The following is a 16,592-nucleotide window of genomic DNA, read 5'->3' on the forward strand; positions in this document are numbered from 1 at the left end:
TGCGTGATCGGTTGCCGGCAAAGAAGATCAGCGATGTCCGGCGAGACGGTGCAGAATGCCGACTGTCGTGCTCCATCTTGATTTCCACCTCCCGCTGCGGTTGAGGAAGTTCGGCTTCTTCGACATCGGGCAGGGGCGGGACTATTTTGACGGGGAAGAGAGCCGCGCGGCCCTCGTGCGGTTCGCCGAGGGGTTCGCCCTGCCGGCCACGGCGCTGATGCTGCGGCTCGTCCGGCGGCACCGGGGACGGTTCCGGGTTTCCCTCTCGGTCTCTGGCATGCTTCTTGAACAATTGGAGAAGGGGCAAAAGCCGCTCCTGGAAAGCTTCCGGAGGCTGACGGACACGGGCTTCGCGGAGTTCGTGTGCGGGACCTCCCACCACTCGCTTGCGTCGCTCTTCTCGGAGGCGGAATTCCGCCGTCAGATCGCCCTGCACCGCCGGATGATCCGGTCCCGGTTCGGCCAGGCCCCGAAGGTCTTTCGCAACACCGACGGCATCTTCGACGACGCCGTTGCGCGCATCGCCCGCTCGATGGGCTTCCGGGTGATCCTGGCCGGGGGGGCGCGCGACCGGGACACCGGCGAGCCGTGCACGCCCTGGCGGTACGGGACGCTGACGGTGCTGCCCCGGCACGGCCGGCTCTCCGACGACATGGTGCGGCAGGAACCCGGAGCGTTTGCCGTGCAGCTGGCCGAGGGCTTTGGCGGGGACGAGGTCATCAGCCTCGTGACGGACTGCGGGCGCTTCGGGGAAGCCGACCCGGGCGGCCCGGCGCTGATTCGCTTTCTCGAGACTGTCCCCGGCCTGCTGCTGAGGCGGCGCAACTGGCATTTTTGCACGCCCTCCGAGGCGGCGGCGCTCTGGGCGCAGGCCCCGGCGGTCCGGCCGTTCCCGCCGGGGACGGGGCGAGAGGCCTGCCTCGCGAACCACCTGCAGCGTGACGCCGCGGATACGCTCTTCGCGATGGAGGGGCGGGTCCGCCGGTCAGGCAGCCGAAGGCTTCTGAACACCTGGCGCAGGCTCCAGGCGTCGGACTACCTGGACCGCATGTCCACCAAAGGTCTGTCGGAAGGGGTCCCGGGCGGCAACGGCGCCGACTTCGCATCCCCGTACGACACCTATATCCATACCATGAATATCCTGAAAGACCTCTCCGGCAGGGTCGAGGGAAGGTCGGGGGTTCGTCCATGAGTACCGAGAGAAAAGACTGCCTGTTCGAGGTGAGCTGGGAGGTCTGCAACCAGGTGGGGGAGGTCTATGCCGCCGTGCGAAGCAAGATCCCCGCAACGGTGGGCGCCTTCGGGGACCGTTACGTCCTGCTGGGGCCTGACCTGAAGAACAACCCGGAGTTCGAGGAGACCGAGGAGGACTACTGGCTCTCCATCCGGGAGAACACGGCCATCAAGGACATCCCCTGCCGCTTCGGCCGCTGGAAGGTGCCGGGCGAGCCGCGGGTCATCCTGGTGAACTTCACGAAGAAGTACAACAAGGACCAGCTGCTCTTCCAGCTCTGGGAGGATTACGGCGTCGACTCCATCTCCGGCGGCTGGGACTACGTCGAGCGGGTCATGTTCGGCTATGCCTGCGGGGAGGTCGTCGAGACGCTCCACAACCTCAAGGTGAAGCCGAAGGGGCTGCGGACCGTCGCCCTGTTCCACGACTGGGTGTGCGGGGCGGGCCTGCTGGCCGTGAAGAAAAAGGTCCCCGAGGCCGGGACGGTGCTCACGCTGCACTCCACCGTCCTGGGGCGGACGCTGGCCGCCTCGGGCATGGACATCTACGCCGAGATGGAGCACATCTCGCCCCAGCGCGAGGCCGCCGCCCACAACTGTGCCGCCCAATACTCCCTGGAGGCCGCCTGCGCCCGCGAGGCCGACTGCCTCACGGCGGTGAGCGACATCACGGGGCTCGAGGCGAAGAACTTCCTGGGCCGCTCCCCCGACGTGGTGACACCCAACGGCATCGATGCGGCGAGCATCCCCGACCTGGCCGAGTCGCGCGGTGCGGCGCTCAGGGCCCGCGAACGCATCCTCGCCGCCGCCGCGAGGTTCCTGCGAAGGCCGCTGCCCGCCGACACGAAGATCCTGATGACCTCCGGGCGCTACGAGTTCCACAACAAGGGTGTGGACGTCTTCCTGCAGGCGCTGGGGCGGCTGGACCGGGAGATGGCCGGAAACCGCAGCGTCCTTGCGCTGTTGTGCCTCGTGGGGGGCCACATGGACCTCGTGCCGTCCCTCCAGGCGGGTGCCGCCAAGCCCGACGGCGGGCCCGTCCCGATCGCGACGCACCGCCTCAGCTACGAGGCCTCGGACCCGATCCTCGAGACCTGCAGCCGCCTGGGCCTGAAGAACGGCCCCCAGAACCGGGTCAGCGTCATCTTCAACCCCGCCTACCTGGACGGCCACGACGGCCTGTTCGACATGACCTACTCCGACCTCCTCTCGGGCTGCGACCTGGGGGTGTTCCCGGCCTACTACGAGCCCTGGGGCTACTCGCCCCACGAGTGCGCCGCCCACGCCGTTCCCGCCGTCACCGTGGACCAGGGGGGCTTCGGCCCCTGGGTGCTCGCCACGGCGGGCGAGAGCCGGGGCGTCCGGGTTCTCAGGCGGCGGGGCCTCGACACGGCGTCCATCGTCGAAGGCCTCTACGGCATCCTCAACGAATTCGTCGGCCTCACCGACGAAGAACTCCTGCAGCAGCGGCGCGAGGCCCGCCGGATCGCCCTCAGGGCCGGCTGGGAGACCTTCTTCCCCGAGTACCTGCGGGCCTTCGAGAGGGCGCTGGCCGGTGCCCAGGCGCGCGCCGCGCGGATCGGCGAGACGCGCGGGGAGATGCGCCACGTCTTTTCCAGTTCGGGCTCGAGCCAGCCGCATTTCCGCACCTTCACGGCCGTCGTCAACCTGCCCCCGAAGATCGTGCGCCTCCGGGAGCTGGCCTACAACCTCTGGTGGTCCTGGAACCCCGAGGCCCTGGATCTCTTCTCGCTTCTCGACCCCAAGCTCTGGGAGCAGATGGGCAACAACCCCGTGCGCATGCTCGAGACGGTGAGCCCCGAGCGTCTCTCCGAGGCGGCCGACAACGAGAGCTATACGAACCTCTACGCCCGCATCCTGCAGCGCTTCGACGACTACATGGGTGAGCGGGGGCTGACCAAGGCCGCGGCGGGCCTCAACAACATCAAGTGGTCGGCGCCGGTGGCCTACTTTTCCACGGAGTACGGCATCCACGAGAGCCTGCCCATCTACTCCGGCGGGCTCGGCGTGCTCTCCGGCGACACGCTCAAGACGGCGAGCGACCTCAACATCCCCATGGTGGGCGTGGGGCTTCTCTACAAGTGCGGCTACTTCAAGCAGTCCATCGACAAGGACGGCATCCAGCAGGCCGAGTACGTGGAGAGCGACTTCTCCAACATGCCCGTCCAGATCGTCCAGGACGACCGCGGCAACGAGGTGCAGATCGCGGTCGAACTGCCCGGGCGCACGCTGTACGCCTGCATCTGGGAGGTGAAGGTGGGGCGGATCTCGCTCTACCTGCTCGACACCGACGTGACCCGCAACACCGCCCAGGACCGCAAGATCACCGACCGGCTCTACACGGCCGACCAGCGCACCCGCATCGAGCAGGAGATCCTGCTCGGCATGGGGGGCGTGCGGCTGCTCGAGAAACTCGGCATCCGGCCCCGGGTCTGGCACATCAACGAGGGGCACTCGGCCTTCATGCTCCTGGAGCGGATCAGCAAGCTCATGACCGAGGAGGGCCTCTCCTTCGACGAGGCCGAGGAGGTCGTCCGCGGCAGCACCGTCTTCACGACCCACACCCCCGTCGAGGCGGGCAACGAGCGCTTCAGCAAGGACCTCATGGAGTACTACTTCTCGGGGTTCGTCAAGCGCGCGGGGATCACCTGGTCGCAGTTCTCGAACCTCGGGCGCAAGGAGATCGGCGAGGACAGGCCCTTCTTCATGACGAACCTGGCGCTGAAGCTCTCCCACCGCAGCAATGCCGTCAGCCGTCTCCACGGGGCGGTGGCGCGGCGCATGTGGCGCGACGTCTGGAAGGGCTTCCACGACTCCGACATCCCCATCCAGTACGTCACCAACGGCGTCCACATGCTGTCCTGGGTGGCGCCGCGGATGAAGGAGGTCCTGGACACCTACCTGGGCCTCGACTGGGACCGCAGCATCGGCGACCCCAAGCGCTGGAAGCGGGTCCACAACATCCCCGATTCCGTCTTCTGGCGCGTGCGCTACGAGCTCAAGCAGAACCTGGTCAACTACCTGCGTGAGCACATCTCGCGCCACTGGGTGGCCTACGGGTACTCGAAGACCTGGCGCGAGGAGGTGCTGGGGCGGATGAACCCGGCGGCCCTGTGGATCGGCTTCGCGCGGCGGTTTGCGCCCTACAAGAGGGCCGACCTGCTGCTCTCGGACCTCGAGCGCCTCGAGCGGATCCTCTCCAGCGAGACGCGGCCCGTCCACGTCGTCTACGCCGGCAAGGCCCACCCCAACGACCAGATGGGGAAGGACCTGGTCCGCAAGGTCATCGAGATGACGCGCGACGAGCGGTTCCGGGGCAAGATCTTCTTCATCGAGGACTACGGCATCGAGTCGGCGCGCTACCTCGTCCAGGGCGTCGACGTGTGGCTCAACACCCCCCGCCGCCCCCTGGAGGCGAGCGGCACGAGCGGCATGAAGGTGGCCATCAACGGGGCGATCAACCTCAGCGTCTGCGACGGATGGTGGGCCGAGGGCTACGACGGTACCAACGGCTGGGTGATCGGGCCCGTCGTGCGGGACCTGACGGAGGAGGTCCCCGTCTCCGACGAGGCCGACGCCGCCGCGCTGTTCGCCCTGCTGGAGGAATCGACGGTGCCGCTCTTCTACGACCGGGACCCGTCGGGGATCCCCCAGAAGTGGATCCACATGGCCAAACGGTCCATGGAGACGCTCGTGCCCCAGTTCAACACGGAGCGGATGCTCCTGGAGTACTACGCCAAGATGTACATCCCCGCGGCCGAGCGGGAGATGGATCTCGTGAAGGACGGGTTCCGCCTCGCGAAGGACGTGGCCGACTGGAAGCGCAAGGTCCCCATGCGGTTCTCCTCCACGCGCCTGCTCGAGGTGAGCGTCGAGGGGATCACGGGCGACTGCGTCTTCGTGGGCAACCCCTTCGTCGTGAGTGTCCGGGTGGACCCGGGGAAGCTGGAGCCCGAGGAGGTTCTTGCCGAGCTGGTCATCGGGAGGCGCGACGGCCAGGAGTTCATCGGCGAGCCCGACTGCGTGCCGCTGACGCTGATGGGCAAGGACGCCTCGGGGATCCTCACCTTCACGGGCGTCTACATCGTGAAGGAAAACGGCCCCCACCTCTACGGCGTGCGCGTGCTTCCCTGGAACCGCAACCTGGCCGGAAAGCAGGATACGGGGCTGGTGCTGTGGGGATGAGGGGGATTGCTATTTTCTCCCGATGAACCAGAAGATGAGCGTGAGGACGACGCTGATGAGGATGCTCGTGGCCAGGGGGAAATAGAAGGTGAACTTCTCCCCCTTGATCGTGATGTCGCCGGGCAGGCGCCCGATCCAGGGGATTTTCCCGCCCATGACGATCAGGACGCCGACGATCGCGATGACGAGGCCGATGATGATCAGGGTCTTGCCGAAATCGAAGAAGCCGCCCATGGAAGCACCCCCTGCACCCGCCGGAAATGTAGTACGGGATCATCGCGGAGTCAAGGGTGCTTCCGCAGGCCGCCCTCTCCCGTCCCCGCCCTCGGCGGGAGGGGGTGAAGGGGAAGGTTCATAGGACGCCGTCTGATGAAAAAAACAGGGGTGGTCCTACAGCCCCGGGCCCCGTCCTGTGCTATGCAAAGGACGGTCAAGGGGGTCTGTCTTCGGAAAGGAGATAGACATGAAGGCAAAGAGCGTCAAGGGCAAGACCAGGAAGACGGAAAAGAAAGAGATCGTCTGCGGCACCCTGGACAACATCCGGGAAGCCGCGCGCGAGATCGATCCCTCCATGAAGGTGGTCTGGACCAGCGCCGGGTTCTGGGCCTGCCCCAAGGCCTGAGACGGGGCAACACGGCAGGGACCGGGGAAGGGCAGGAGCCCCCGTGGGCAGAACGGGGGCTCCTGCATTTTGTCACTGGATGGGGACGATGGAGATCTTGAGCTTCTCCCCGCAGTGGCCGCAGTAGATCGTTTTCTCCTTCTCCAGCGTCTTGCCGCAGTACTGGCACTTCAGCAGCAGTTCGGATTTGCAGTAGTCGCAGACCGTTTTCCGGGGGTCCTGCGTCTCGAAGGCGCAGTGCTCACAGATGTAGAAGGGCATGAGCGCCATCCTTTCTTCTCGTCCGTCTCTTCCGCCCGAATCCCCCTCCCCCCCTTTTTTGCAAAGGGGGATGACAGGGGACTTTACTCCCACGTGAAGGGCTCCGCCCTCTCGAAGTCCGGCACGAGGTTCTGCTCGTCCACGTCCTGAATGAAGAGATTCTCGAATCCCAGGTCGAGGGCGCGATCCACCACCGTCTCGTATTCCTCGCGCGTCACGCGGCGTCCCATCAGCGGGTCGTCCGCCACGGCCGGGATCGGCGTGTACTGGGCCATGAGGCTCAGCGGGACCTTCCTGGAGAGGTTCCCGGCGATGAGTCGGACGGCTTCCAGGCTGTTCTCGACCCGACCGGGCAGGACGAGGTGCCGGATGATCACGCCCCGCCGGGCAATCCCGCCCGCCGTCTGCAGTCTCTCCCCGGCCTGCCGGATCATTTCCTCGATTGCCTCCAGGGCACGCTCGGCATAGTCGCCCGGCGCCGAGCAGGCCAGGGCGTCCTGCTCGCTGCCGTATTTGAAGTCCGGCAGCCAGACATCGACGATGCCGTCGAGAAGGGCGATGACGTCCGCCTTCTCGTAGCCGCCGCAGTTGTACACGACCGGGAGGTGCAGCCCCCACTCGCAGGCCGCCAGGAGGGCCTCAAGGATTGCGGGCAGCTGCGGCGTGGGCGTCACCAGCTCGATGTTGTGACAGCCCTTCAGCGCCAGCTCCAGCATGCGACCCGCCAGCGCCTCCCGGTCGATCGGCTCCCCCATCCGCTCGCGGCTGATCTGGTAGTTCTGGCAGAAGGGGCACCGGAGGTTGCAGGAGGTGAAAAAGAGGGTCCCCGCGCCCGCCGTCCCGGTTATGGGCGGCTCCTCGCCGAAGTGGGGCAGGGCCCTTGCGAGGACGGCCCCGGCGCCGAGACCGCAGAACCCCGACTCCCCCCCGAGGCGGTCAACGCGGCACTCCCGGGGGCACAGGGTGCAGCTGCGCAGCCGCTCCCGCAGGCCGGGGAGGCGTGCCTTCAGGGTTTCCATCTTGGGTCTCGCGTTGGTCACTTGTTCAAATATTCGCGGATGCAAGCGCCCTGAGAAGACGGAAGTTAGGAAGCCAGGAAGTTAAGAAGCTCGGAGAATCGGAGGGCGAGCAATCGTCTTTCGGCCGCTCCAAGCTTCAGAACGTCCCAACTTCTCAGCTTCCGCATTTAGAGGATGCGCTCCCTATCAACAAACCGTCTAGTCACGACACAGCGGCTCGGCCGCCTGGCGTATCTTCCCGCTTTGCACAAGCTCGACGAACTCCTCGCCGAGGGATGCGCACAGGCCGGCGACCTTTCGCCAGTTCAGGATGCGGCCTGCGGGGTCGTCGATGAAGGTCACAACGTCGTCCCGGTCGGGGACTTTCCCGCCGGGGAAGGTCTGCACGAACTCGGGTGACGGGTAGACGATCAGGAGAGGCTCGAGGGCCTCGGCCCGGGGCCTGCGCCCCCGGATCGTCTTGTCGAGCCATCCCGGGATGACCCGGTCCCCGTGATGGAACAGCAGGGTCACGTCGTCCGGCCTCACGGTGTAGTCGTGATCGAGGTGGTAGTCGATGACGCCCCCGTCCCGGTACACGCCGCGGGGCGCCCCGTAGATGTCCGTCACCCCCTCGATGACGAGCGGGATGGCGCCCGAGGCCAGGACGGCGTGCTTGAAGTTGACGGGGTTGAGCGCCACGGCCCTCCCCTGAAACCCGGGCCTGAGGCAGAACGGGGGCGGAAGGGGGCCGCTGTAGAAGACCACCCGCTCGAAGAACCGGAAGAGGTGGCGGCGGTCGAGGCGGTTGAGGACGTAGCACAACGCGAGCCCGGCCTTCTGGACCCAGGGGGTCTCGGAGGCCGCGAGGTGTTTCGCCCGCGCCGTCGTCACGGCCAGCCGGTAATGGTCATGCGCCAGCGCGAAGGGGATGGCATCATCCTCCAGGTAGGCGTTGATGACGTCCTGAAGGGCGGCCTTGAGGCTTGCGGGGGTGCTCCGGCGGTTGCAGGGGATGCCGATGTAGGCATCCAGGAGCCTGCGGTAGCTCTTCTCGGGTTCGGGCTGCAGCCAGGCGGCAAAGCGCCACGCCCCCGCGGACGAGCCCGCAAGCAGCACGGGGCGGGACTTCGATCCCAGGGCACCGCTGCGCAGGAGGGTCAGGTCGAAGCCGCTCGCCGCGATCCAGCGGGGCCCTACGCCGGGACCCACGTATGCCGCGACCCGGTCGAGGCGAAACCCCCCGTCCCGTATGATCTCCAGGGCCCTCCGCCCCGCGCGGATGCAGAGCCTCCCCATTGCCGTCCGACACCCCGATGGCTGAAAAGTGCGCCATCATAATCCACTTGTCCCTGAAATTCAACGCCCGCCGCGCCGCGTCAACCTCTTGTAATAAAAACAGGCGTCAGGTATAAGGCATTAGGCGACAGGGTCGCAGGAGAGGAAGGCTCTCCAGTGTTTCCTCTGACCGGACAGGCGTATCATCAATCCCAAACCCATGCTGGCATTGGCCTACGGCGGTAAGTGTCGGGATTTCTTTTTTTGTTCCTATTGCCTGACGCCTAACGCCTGATGCCTGATGCCGGTGCAGGTGCCCCATGGACATCAAGGATCAGGTCTTGCGGATCGCGGAGAACGCCAGGCAGGCCGCGTCGGCCGCAGCCAACCTATCGAGCGCGGAGAAGGATGAGGCGCTGGCCGAAATGGCCGTCCAGCTCATCCATCACACGGACGATCTGATCGAGGAGAACGAGAAGGACGTCGAGGCCGCCCGCAAAAAGGGCCTTTCGAAGGCCATGATCGACCGGCTCACCCTCGACGAGAAGGCGATCCGCGCCATGTCCCGGGGGCTCGAGGAAGTGGCCGCCCTGCCCGATCCCGTGGGGAAGGTCACGTCCATGTGGCGCCGGCCCAACGGGCTGCTCGTGGGCCGCATGCGGATCCCGCTGGGGGTCATCGGGATCATCTACGAGTCGCGCCCCAACGTGACGGTCGATGCGGCGGCCCTGTGCCTGAAGGCCGGCAACGCGGTCATCCTCCGGGGCGGCTCCGAGGCCATCCATTCCAACCGGGCCCTGAGCGCAATCCTGCGCAGCGTGCTCCGGGTCAAGGGGCTTCCCGAAAACGTCATTCAGCTCGTCCCCATGGTGGACCGCGAGGCCGTCAACCTGCTGCTGCAGCTCGAGGAGCATATCGATCTCATCATCCCCCGGGGGGGCGAGGATCTCATCCGGGCCGTGGTCAGCCAGTCGCGGATCCCCGTGATCAAGCACTACAAGGGGGTCTGCCACGTCTTCGTCGACGAGAGCGCCGATCTCGACATGGCCGTCCGGATCTGCCTCAACGCGAAGGTGCAGCGTCCGGGCGTCTGCAATGCCATGGAGACGCTGCTGGTCCACGAGGGCGTGGCGCGCACATTCCTGCCCGCCGCGGCGGAGGCCCTGGAGAAGGCGGGGGTGGTGCTCCGGGGCTGCGAGCGGACCCGGGCCGTCCTGCCGGGCATCGCGGAGGCCACGGAGAGGGACTGGCACGAGGAGTACCTCGACCTGATCCTAGCGGTGAAGGTCGTCGACGGGATCGACGAGGCGATCCGCCACATCGAGCGCTACGGGTCCCTGCACACGGAGTCGATCGTCACCCGCGACTACGACAACGCGCAGCGGTTCCTCCGGGAGGTGAATTCCTCGACGGTCCTCGTCAACGCCTCGACCCGCTTCAGCGACGGCTTCCAGCTCGGCCTCGGCGCCGAGATCGGGATCAGCACGACGAAGCTGCACGCCTTCGGGCCCATGGGGCTCGAGGAGCTCACGACGCAGAAGTTCATCATCTACGGCAGCGGGCAGGTGCGCACCACGTAAACAGCAGAAGCTGGGAAGTTAAGAAGATGTGAAGTTTGGAAAGGCAGAGGTTCTTGTTGCATCCTATCCTAACTTCTCAACTTCCCAACTTCCTAACTTCACTCCCGCAGAAGCGACTGGCTGGCCTGTAGCTTCCCAACCGTCAAAAGGGCTGATGGCATGAAGTGGGGACTCCTGGGCGGCACCTTCGACCCGATTCACCTAGCCCACCTGCGATGCGCGCAGGAAATCCTGGAAAACTGCAGTCTCGACAGGATCGTCTTCATTCCCTCGGCAACCCCTCCCCTGAAGCACGGCCCCGGCATCACCCCCTACGTGCACCGCGAGCGCATGGTACGCCTCGCCATCGAGGGCAATCCCGCCTTCACCGTCTCCGACATCGAGAACCGGCGCGAGGGACGCTCCTACACGGTGGACACGATCGGGTATTTCAAGAGGACCTTCGGAAAGGATCTGGAGATCTTCTTCATTCTCGGCCAGGACGCCTTCGGTGACATCCGGCGCTGGAAGGACTGGCGGCGACTGCTGACCCTGTGCCATTTCGTCGTCATGTCCCGGCCCGGCTGGCGCAGGGACGCGCTGCGCAGGGCCTTGCCCGCGGGGGATGCCGCGCGGTTCGCCTATGACCGAAGGGCGCGAGCCTACCGCAGCCCGTCGGGCACCCTGATCGCGTTTGCGGAGGTCACGGCGCTCGCCATCAAGGCGACGGACATCCGGGAGCGTGTCAGGCAGGGCCGGTCCATCCGGTATCTCGTCCCGGACGAGGTGCGGGAGTATATCGAGAGGCACGGGCTTTACAAATGCTAGTCATGATGGAGTGATGGAATGATGGAATGATGGAATAAAAGAGAAACCGGATGTTTCCGATCCCAGTATTCCAGAATTCCAGCATTCCAATATCCGGCGATGAACCAGAATCGCCGGAGCGGGTGCGGAACAGCTATGCGTGCGCAGCAACGATCCCTTCGCATTCATTACCTCCAACACGTCCCCTTCGAGGGGCCGGGCTCCATCGAGTCCTGGGCCATGGTCCGGGGCCACAGCCTCACGTCCACCCGTTTGTTTGCCGGCCAGCTCCTGCCGCCGGTCGAGCAGTTCGACTGGCTTGTGATCCTCGGCGGGCCCATGAACGTCTACGAGGACGACCGGTACCCCTGGCTCATCCGGGAGAAGCGGTGCATCGCCGAGGCGCTCCACGGCGGGAAAACCGTCATCGGGATCTGCCTCGGGGCCCAGCTGATGGCCTGTGTTTTGGGTGCCCGGGTGACGGCGAACCGGTGCCGCGAGATCGGCTGGCACCCCGTGGAGAAGACGGCACGGGCCTCCGAATTGCCGCTCGCGCGCTTCCTGCCCGAGCGGTTCGCCGCGTTCCACTGGCACGGCGACACCTTCGAGATCCCGCGCGGTGCCGTCCACCTGGCCCGGAGCCGGGCCTGCGAGAACCAGGCGTTTGCCTTCGGTGACCGGGCCGTGGCCCTGCAGTTCCACCTCGAGTCCACCCGGGAGAGCGTCGAGCAGCTCGTGCAGAACTGCCGCGAGGATCTCACCGAGGGGCCCTTCATCCAGGGCGCCGAGGAGATGCTTGCCGATTTGAATCTGTTCAGGATGATCAATGCGTGGATGGCGGACTTCCTGGACGGTCTCGCTTCGACTTGATCAACGTCTCACCCCCCGGCCTTTGTCGCGTGCCCGGACGCTTGCCGCTTTTTGTTTTCCCTTGCAAATCCATCCTGCCGGTGCCATCATTTTTACAACATTCAGCTGCTTCGACTAGGCCTCTGCCCATTCCCTGCCTACTGAGCACTCACCGTCGTTTCGAATTGTGAAAACCGGAAGGAGGTGCCGCCGATGCCCGTTCAGCGTCTGAAGGATTTCCTCGACGACCATGGGGTGAAGTACACGGTCATCAGCCACTCGCCGGCCTTCACGGCCCAGGAGATCGCCGAGTCGGCCCACGTCCCCGGCAAGGGGCTCGCGAAAACCGTCATGGTCAAGATCGACGGCAGAATGGCCATGGCGGTGCTGCCCGCGACCTGCCGCGTCGATCTCGACCTTCTCCGGGAGGCGGCGGGGGCGGGAACCGTGCAGCTTGCCGCCGAGGACGAATTCAAATACCGGTTTTCCGGATGCGCGGTGGGCGCCATGCCGCCCTTCGGGAACCTGTTCGGCATGGAGGTCTTCGTCGCCGAACCCCTCCGCGAGGCGGAGGACATCGCCTTCAACGCGGGCACGCACTCGGAGCTGATCCGTCTGAAATACCGGGACTTCGAGAGGCTGGTGAGGCCGAAGGTCGCGAGGATATCCCGGCGCTGAACCGGCGGCGGGACGGGCGCCTGCCCGGGGAGGAGAGTCGTGGTCTGCAGGCTCTGCCGTGAAAGGGAGGCGGCGCAAGCGATCGGCGTCTGTGCCGACTGCCTGCGGGCGGCCAGGGCCGTCCTTGACCCCGGGGGGCTTCACGGCCCGGTCCGGGCGCGCTTCGGTCTCCCCGCGAGCCCGCCCGCAACCCCGGGCGGCGTTGCCTGCGGCCTCTGCGCCAACGACTGCCGGCTGGGACCGGGGCAGAAGGGCTACTGCGGCCTGCATCTCGAGCGAAACGGCCGGCTGGCCCATGCGGTGCAGCCGGGGAGCGCCCTGGCCCACATGTATTTCGACCCGCTCCCGACGAACTGCTGCGCCTCCTGGTTCTGCCGCGGCAGCGGCGAGCGGGGCACCAACCTGGCCGTGTTTTTCTACGGGTGCAACCTCGACTGCCTGTTCTGCCAGAATGCCTCCCACAAGGAACTCGACGGGGCCCCCGTGATCGATGTCGAGGCGATGGTGCAGGCCGCGCTCGAGCCCCACGTGCGGTGCGTCTGCTTCTTCGGGGGCTCTCCCGAACCGCAGCTCCCCTTTGCGCTGGAGGTGTCGCGGAGGGTCATCGAGCGCAGCGGCAACACGAAGCACATCTGCTGGGAGTGGAACGGCTGCGGGAGCCCGAAGCTCGTCGAGCGCGCGGCGGAGCTTTCCCTGAGGAGCGGGGGGGTCGTGAAGTTCGATCTCAAGGCAGCCCGCCCCGAAATCGCGCGCGCCCTCTGCGGGGTGGACACGTCCCGGTCCTTCGAGAACTTTTCCCGCATTGCGGCGACGTTTCGCGAGAGCGGCCTCCTCACGGCGACAACCCTCCTGGTGCCCCATTACGTCGATGCGTTGGAGGTCGAGGCTGTTGCCCGGTTCATCGCCGGCCTCGACGCCGGGATCCCTTACTCCCTCCTCATCTTTCACCCCGACTTCCAGATGCGGGATCTGCCCGTCACGCCCCGCGGCCAGATCGACGCCTGCGTGGAGGCCGCCCGCAGGTACCTGCGGCGGGTCAACCTGGGGAATACCCACCTGCTGCGCTTCGCCCGGTAGGCCGCACGCCGATCCCCGCCATCCCGCCGTCGGGAGCGTCAGGGACGATACCCGGCTCGAAGACAACTGCATCCTCGAGAAGCAGGGCGAACGACGAAAATGGAAATCCCCCTCTGTCAGCATTTTGCAAAGGGGAATGCAGGGGGATTTTCTTCTCGCCCTTGGCCCTTCGCCTCATGCCGTTCGCCGGTTCTCGCGCTGCAGGACCTTCTGCAGAAACTTCCCCGTCAGCGACCCTTCCGTCCGCGCCACGTCCTCCGGCGTCCCCTCGGCCACGATCCTTCCCCCGCCGGGGCCCCCCTCGGGCCCGAGGTCGATGATCCAGTCGGCCGACTTGATCACGTCGAGGTTGTGCTCGATCACGACGATGGTGTTGCCCATGTCGACGAGGCGCATGAGCACGTCGAGCAGCTTCTGCACGTCGGCGAAGTGCAGGCCGATCGTCGGCTCGTCGAGGATGTAGAGCGTGTTGCCGCGGGAGGGCTTGCCCAGCTCGCGGGCGAGCTTGATCCGTTGGGCTTCGCCGCCGGAGAGCGTCGTCGCCGACTGGCCCAGCCGGATGTAGCCCAGCCCCACGTCGTGCAGGAGCGAGAGCCTCGAGCGGATGGGCGGGACGTTCTCGAAGAATCCGATCGCCTCGCTCACCGTCATGTCGAGGACCTCGGCGATGCTCTTGCCCTTGTAGTGGATGTCCAGGGTGTCGCGGTTGAAGCGCCTGCCGCGGCAGACGTCGCAGGTCACGTACACGTCGGGCAGGAAGTGCATCTCGATCCGGATGAGGCCGTTGCCCTCGCAGGCCTCGCAGCGGCCGCCCTTGACGTTGAAGCTGAACCGTCCCGGTCTGTACCCGCGGGTCCGGGACTCGGGCAGCTGGGCGAAGAGGTCCCGGATGAAGGTGAAGGCCCCCGTGTAGGTGATGGGGTTGGAGCGCGGTGTGCGGCCGATGGGCTGCTGGTTCATCACGATGACCCGCTCGATGCCCCCCAGGTCCCGGACGTTGCGAATCCTGCCGACCTTGCCCTTGTAGCGGTACAGGCGCCGGGCCAGCACCCGGTAGAGGGTCTCCAGGACGAGGGTGCTCTTGCCCGAACCGGAGACCCCGGTGACGCAGGTGAGCACGCCGACGGGGATGCGGATATCGATGTCCTTCAAATTATTCTCCGTGGCGCCCTCGAGGATGATGCGCCGTCCCGTCGGCGCCCGCCGCCGCTCCGGCACGGGGATGCAGCGCCTGCCGGAGAGGTATTGGCCGGTCAGGGACGTCTCGCTCGCCAGGATCTCCGCCGGGGTCCCCTGAAAGACGACCTCTCCGCCCTCGCGCCCCGCGCCGGGCCCCATGTCGATGATCCGGTCGGAGGCCGCCATCATGTCGGCATCGTGCTCGACGACGAGCACCGTGTTCCCCATGTCCTTGAGGCGGGCCAGGGTCGCGATGAGGCGGCCGTTGTCCCGGGGGTGCAGCCCGATCGTGGGCTCGTCCAGCACGTAGAGCACCCCCGTGAGCCCCGAGCCGATCTGCGTGGCCAGGCGGATGCGCTGCCACTCCCCGCCCGAAAGCGTCCCCGAGGCCCGCTCGAGGCTCAGGTAGTCCATGCCCACGTCCAGGAGGAAGCGCATCCGGTCGCGGATCTCCTTCAGGATGCGCTCCGAGACGGCGGCTTCCTGTCTCGTGAGCGGCAGCGACTGCAAAAACGCCATGCCGTCGGCGATGGACAGGCAACACATCTCGTGGATGTTCTTGCCGCCCACCGTGACGGAGAGGCTCTCCTTCCTGAGGCGCGCTCCCCCGCAGGCGGGGCACTCGCTCATGTTGAGGTACCGCTCCAGCTCCGCCCGCACGTCGTGGGAGTCCGAGTCGTGATAGCGGCGGTCGAGGTTCGGGATGATGCCCTCGAAGGGCTTCTCCGTGAAGTGCCTCTTGCCGCCGCTGTCCGTGTAGAACCGGATCGCCTCGTCGCCCGAGCCGTAGAGCAACACGCGGCGGACCGTCTCGGGGAGCTCCCGGAAGGGCGTGTTGATGTCGAAGCCGAAGTGCTCCGAGAGGGCCTCGAGCATCTGGTGGAAGACCATGGAGTTGCGCCTCTGCCAGGGGGCGATCGCCCCGTCGCGGATCGAGAGCCCCGGGTCGGGCACGACGAGGTCCTCGTCGAAGAAGATCTTGGTCCCCAGGCCGTCGCACTCCGGGCAGGCCCCGTAAGGGCTGTTGAAGGAGAACATCCGGGGGGCGAGCTCCGGGAGGCTCACGTTGCAGTCGGGGCAGGCGTAGCGCTCGCTGAAGAGGATTTCGCCGCCCCCGGCGATGTCCGCGCGGACGAGTCCGTCGGAGAGGCGGGCCGAGATCTCCAGGGAATCGCGCAGGCGCTTGCGGACCCCCTCGCGGACGGCGAGGCGGTCCACGACGACGTCGATGTCGTGGCGGCGGTTGCGGTCCAGGGTGATCTCGTCGGCCAGGTCCCGGGTCTCTCCGTCCACCCGTACCCGCACGTAGCCCTCGCGCCGCAGGCGGGCAAGCTCGCGCTGGAATTCCCCCTTCTTGCCGCGGATGACGGGGGCCATGAGGCAGACGGCCGTCCCCTCCGGCAGCGCCAGGAGATGCTCCACCATGGCGTCGATCGTCTGCGAGCGGATCTCGCGGCCGCACCGGGTGCAGTGGGGCACGCCGATCCGCGCGTAGAGCAGTCGCAGGTAGTCGTAGATCTCCGTGACGGTCCCCACCGTGGAGCGGGGGTTGTGGCTCGCGCTGCGCTGCTCGATCGCGATGGCGGGGGAGAGGCCCTCGATGGACTCCACCTCGGGCTTGTCCATCTGCCCGATGAACTGTCGGGCGTAGGTCGACAGCGACTCGACGTAGCGCCGCTGCCCCTCGGCGTAGATCGTGTCGAAGGCCAGCGTGGATTTGCCCGACCCGCTCACGCCGGTGATGACGACGAGGCTGTCCCGGGGGATGTCGAGGCTGATGTTCTTGAGGTTGTGCTGGGATGCGCCCTTGATGCGGATGAACTTCATCATGACTCAGATCCCCCT

Annotated in this window: 13 protein-coding genes; 8 read left to right on the forward strand and 5 right to left on the reverse strand. The window is 66.5% G+C overall.

Annotated features, from left to right (window positions below; genetic code table 11):
• The first annotated feature begins 55 nt into the window (after positions 1-55).
• The gene (locus tag HPY67_06675; GenBank protein ID NPV04397.1) at positions 56-1,192 is read left to right on the forward strand and encodes a polysaccharide deacetylase family protein; all 1,137 of its coding nucleotides are present in this window, start codon (positions 56-58) and stop codon (positions 1,190-1,192) included.
• Positions 1,189-5,439 (forward strand): alpha-glucan family phosphorylase, encoded by a 4,251-nt coding sequence (gene glgP, locus HPY67_06680; GenBank protein NPV04398.1) that lies wholly within the window; start codon positions 1,189-1,191, stop codon positions 5,437-5,439. Before HPY67_06675 ends, glgP begins: the two co-directional genes overlap by 4 nt.
• Before the next feature lie 9 nt (positions 5,440-5,448).
• Here glgP and HPY67_06685 read toward each other — a convergent pair whose 3' ends face one another.
• Positions 5,449-5,673 (reverse strand): DUF2905 domain-containing protein, encoded by a 225-nt coding sequence (locus tag HPY67_06685; protein NPV04399.1) that lies wholly within the window; start codon positions 5,671-5,673, stop codon positions 5,449-5,451.
• A 229-nt stretch (positions 5,674-5,902) separates the two neighbouring features.
• Here HPY67_06685 and HPY67_06690 point away from each other — a divergent pair, with 229 nt between their 5' ends.
• On the forward strand, positions 5,903-6,061 hold the full coding sequence (locus HPY67_06690) for a hypothetical protein (GenBank protein NPV04400.1): 159 nt from the start codon (positions 5,903-5,905) through the stop codon (positions 6,059-6,061).
• A 72-nt stretch (positions 6,062-6,133) separates the two neighbouring features.
• Here the strand turns inward: HPY67_06690 and HPY67_06695 are convergent, their stop codons facing one another.
• From HPY67_06695 to HPY67_06705, 3 genes are all read right to left on the reverse strand, one after another.
• Positions 6,134-6,322, reverse strand: coding sequence for a hypothetical protein (locus HPY67_06695; GenBank protein ID NPV04401.1), 189 nt, complete (start codon positions 6,320-6,322; stop codon positions 6,134-6,136).
• A gap of 83 nt (positions 6,323-6,405) precedes the next feature.
• Positions 6,406-7,341, reverse strand: coding sequence for a radical SAM protein (locus tag HPY67_06700; protein ID NPV04402.1), 936 nt, complete (start codon positions 7,339-7,341; stop codon positions 6,406-6,408).
• Positions 7,342-7,539: 198 nt separating this feature from the next.
• Complete coding sequence (locus HPY67_06705) at positions 7,540-8,619, reverse strand: hypothetical protein (GenBank protein ID NPV04403.1); 1,080 nt, start codon at positions 8,617-8,619, stop codon at positions 7,540-7,542.
• 299 nt (positions 8,620-8,918) lie between these two features.
• Between HPY67_06705 and HPY67_06710 the strand changes: the two genes are divergently transcribed.
• The 5 genes from HPY67_06710 to HPY67_06730 all read left to right on the forward strand — a co-directional run bounded on the left by HPY67_06710 (position 8,919) and on the right by HPY67_06730 (position 13,568).
• Positions 8,919-10,178, forward strand: coding sequence for a glutamate-5-semialdehyde dehydrogenase (locus HPY67_06710; protein NPV04404.1), 1,260 nt, complete (start codon positions 8,919-8,921; stop codon positions 10,176-10,178).
• Positions 10,179-10,337: 159 nt separating this feature from the next.
• A complete protein-coding gene (locus tag HPY67_06715; protein NPV04405.1) occupies positions 10,338-10,985 on the forward strand; it encodes a nicotinate-nucleotide adenylyltransferase in 648 nt (215 codons plus the stop codon).
• 135 nt (positions 10,986-11,120) lie between these two features.
• Positions 11,121-11,834 carry a type 1 glutamine amidotransferase gene (locus tag HPY67_06720; GenBank protein NPV04406.1) on the forward strand — a complete coding sequence of 238 codons (714 nt, stop codon included), beginning with the start codon at positions 11,121-11,123 and terminating at the stop codon, positions 11,832-11,834.
• 192 nt (positions 11,835-12,026) lie between these two features.
• Positions 12,027-12,491 carry a YbaK/EbsC family protein gene (locus HPY67_06725; protein NPV04407.1) on the forward strand — a complete coding sequence of 155 codons (465 nt, stop codon included), beginning with the start codon at positions 12,027-12,029 and terminating at the stop codon, positions 12,489-12,491.
• Positions 12,492-12,530: 39 nt separating this feature from the next.
• Complete coding sequence (locus HPY67_06730; GenBank protein NPV04408.1) at positions 12,531-13,568, forward strand: radical SAM protein; 1,038 nt, start codon at positions 12,531-12,533, stop codon at positions 13,566-13,568.
• 174 nt (positions 13,569-13,742) lie between these two features.
• Here the strand turns inward: HPY67_06730 and uvrA are convergent, their stop codons facing one another.
• Positions 13,743-16,577: an excinuclease ABC subunit UvrA gene (gene uvrA, locus HPY67_06735; protein NPV04409.1), complete on the reverse strand. Its 2,835-nt coding sequence runs from the start codon at positions 16,575-16,577 to the stop codon at positions 13,743-13,745.
• Positions 16,578-16,592: the final 15 nt, after the last annotated feature.

The organism is Syntrophaceae bacterium, from assembly GCA_013177795.1.
In the GTDB taxonomy this organism is placed as follows: Bacteria; Desulfobacterota; Syntrophia; order Syntrophales; family UBA2192; genus UBA2192.

Coding starts and splice junctions, on each gene's coding strand:
- HPY67_06675 (NPV04397.1), top strand. CDS start 56: ATGCCGACTGTCGTGCTCCATCTTGATTTCCACCTCCCGCTGCGGTTG.
- glgP (NPV04398.1), top strand. CDS start 1,189: ATGAGTACCGAGAGAAAAGACTGCCTGTTCGAGGTGAGCTGGGAGGTC.
- HPY67_06685 (NPV04399.1), bottom strand. CDS start 5,673: ATGGGCGGCTTCTTCGATTTCGGCAAGACCCTGATCATCATCGGCCTC.
- HPY67_06690 (NPV04400.1), top strand. CDS start 5,903: ATGAAGGCAAAGAGCGTCAAGGGCAAGACCAGGAAGACGGAAAAGAAA.
- HPY67_06695 (NPV04401.1), bottom strand. CDS start 6,322: ATGCCCTTCTACATCTGTGAGCACTGCGCCTTCGAGACGCAGGACCCC.
- HPY67_06700 (NPV04402.1), bottom strand. CDS start 7,341: ATGGAAACCCTGAAGGCACGCCTCCCCGGCCTGCGGGAGCGGCTGCGC.
- HPY67_06705 (NPV04403.1), bottom strand. CDS start 8,619: ATGGGGAGGCTCTGCATCCGCGCGGGGCGGAGGGCCCTGGAGATCATA.
- HPY67_06710 (NPV04404.1), top strand. CDS start 8,919: ATGGACATCAAGGATCAGGTCTTGCGGATCGCGGAGAACGCCAGGCAG.
- HPY67_06715 (NPV04405.1), top strand. CDS start 10,338: ATGAAGTGGGGACTCCTGGGCGGCACCTTCGACCCGATTCACCTAGCC.
- HPY67_06720 (NPV04406.1), top strand. CDS start 11,121: ATGCGTGCGCAGCAACGATCCCTTCGCATTCATTACCTCCAACACGTC.
- HPY67_06725 (NPV04407.1), top strand. CDS start 12,027: ATGCCCGTTCAGCGTCTGAAGGATTTCCTCGACGACCATGGGGTGAAG.
- uvrA (NPV04409.1), bottom strand. CDS start 16,577: ATGATGAAGTTCATCCGCATCAAGGGCGCATCCCAGCACAACCTCAAG.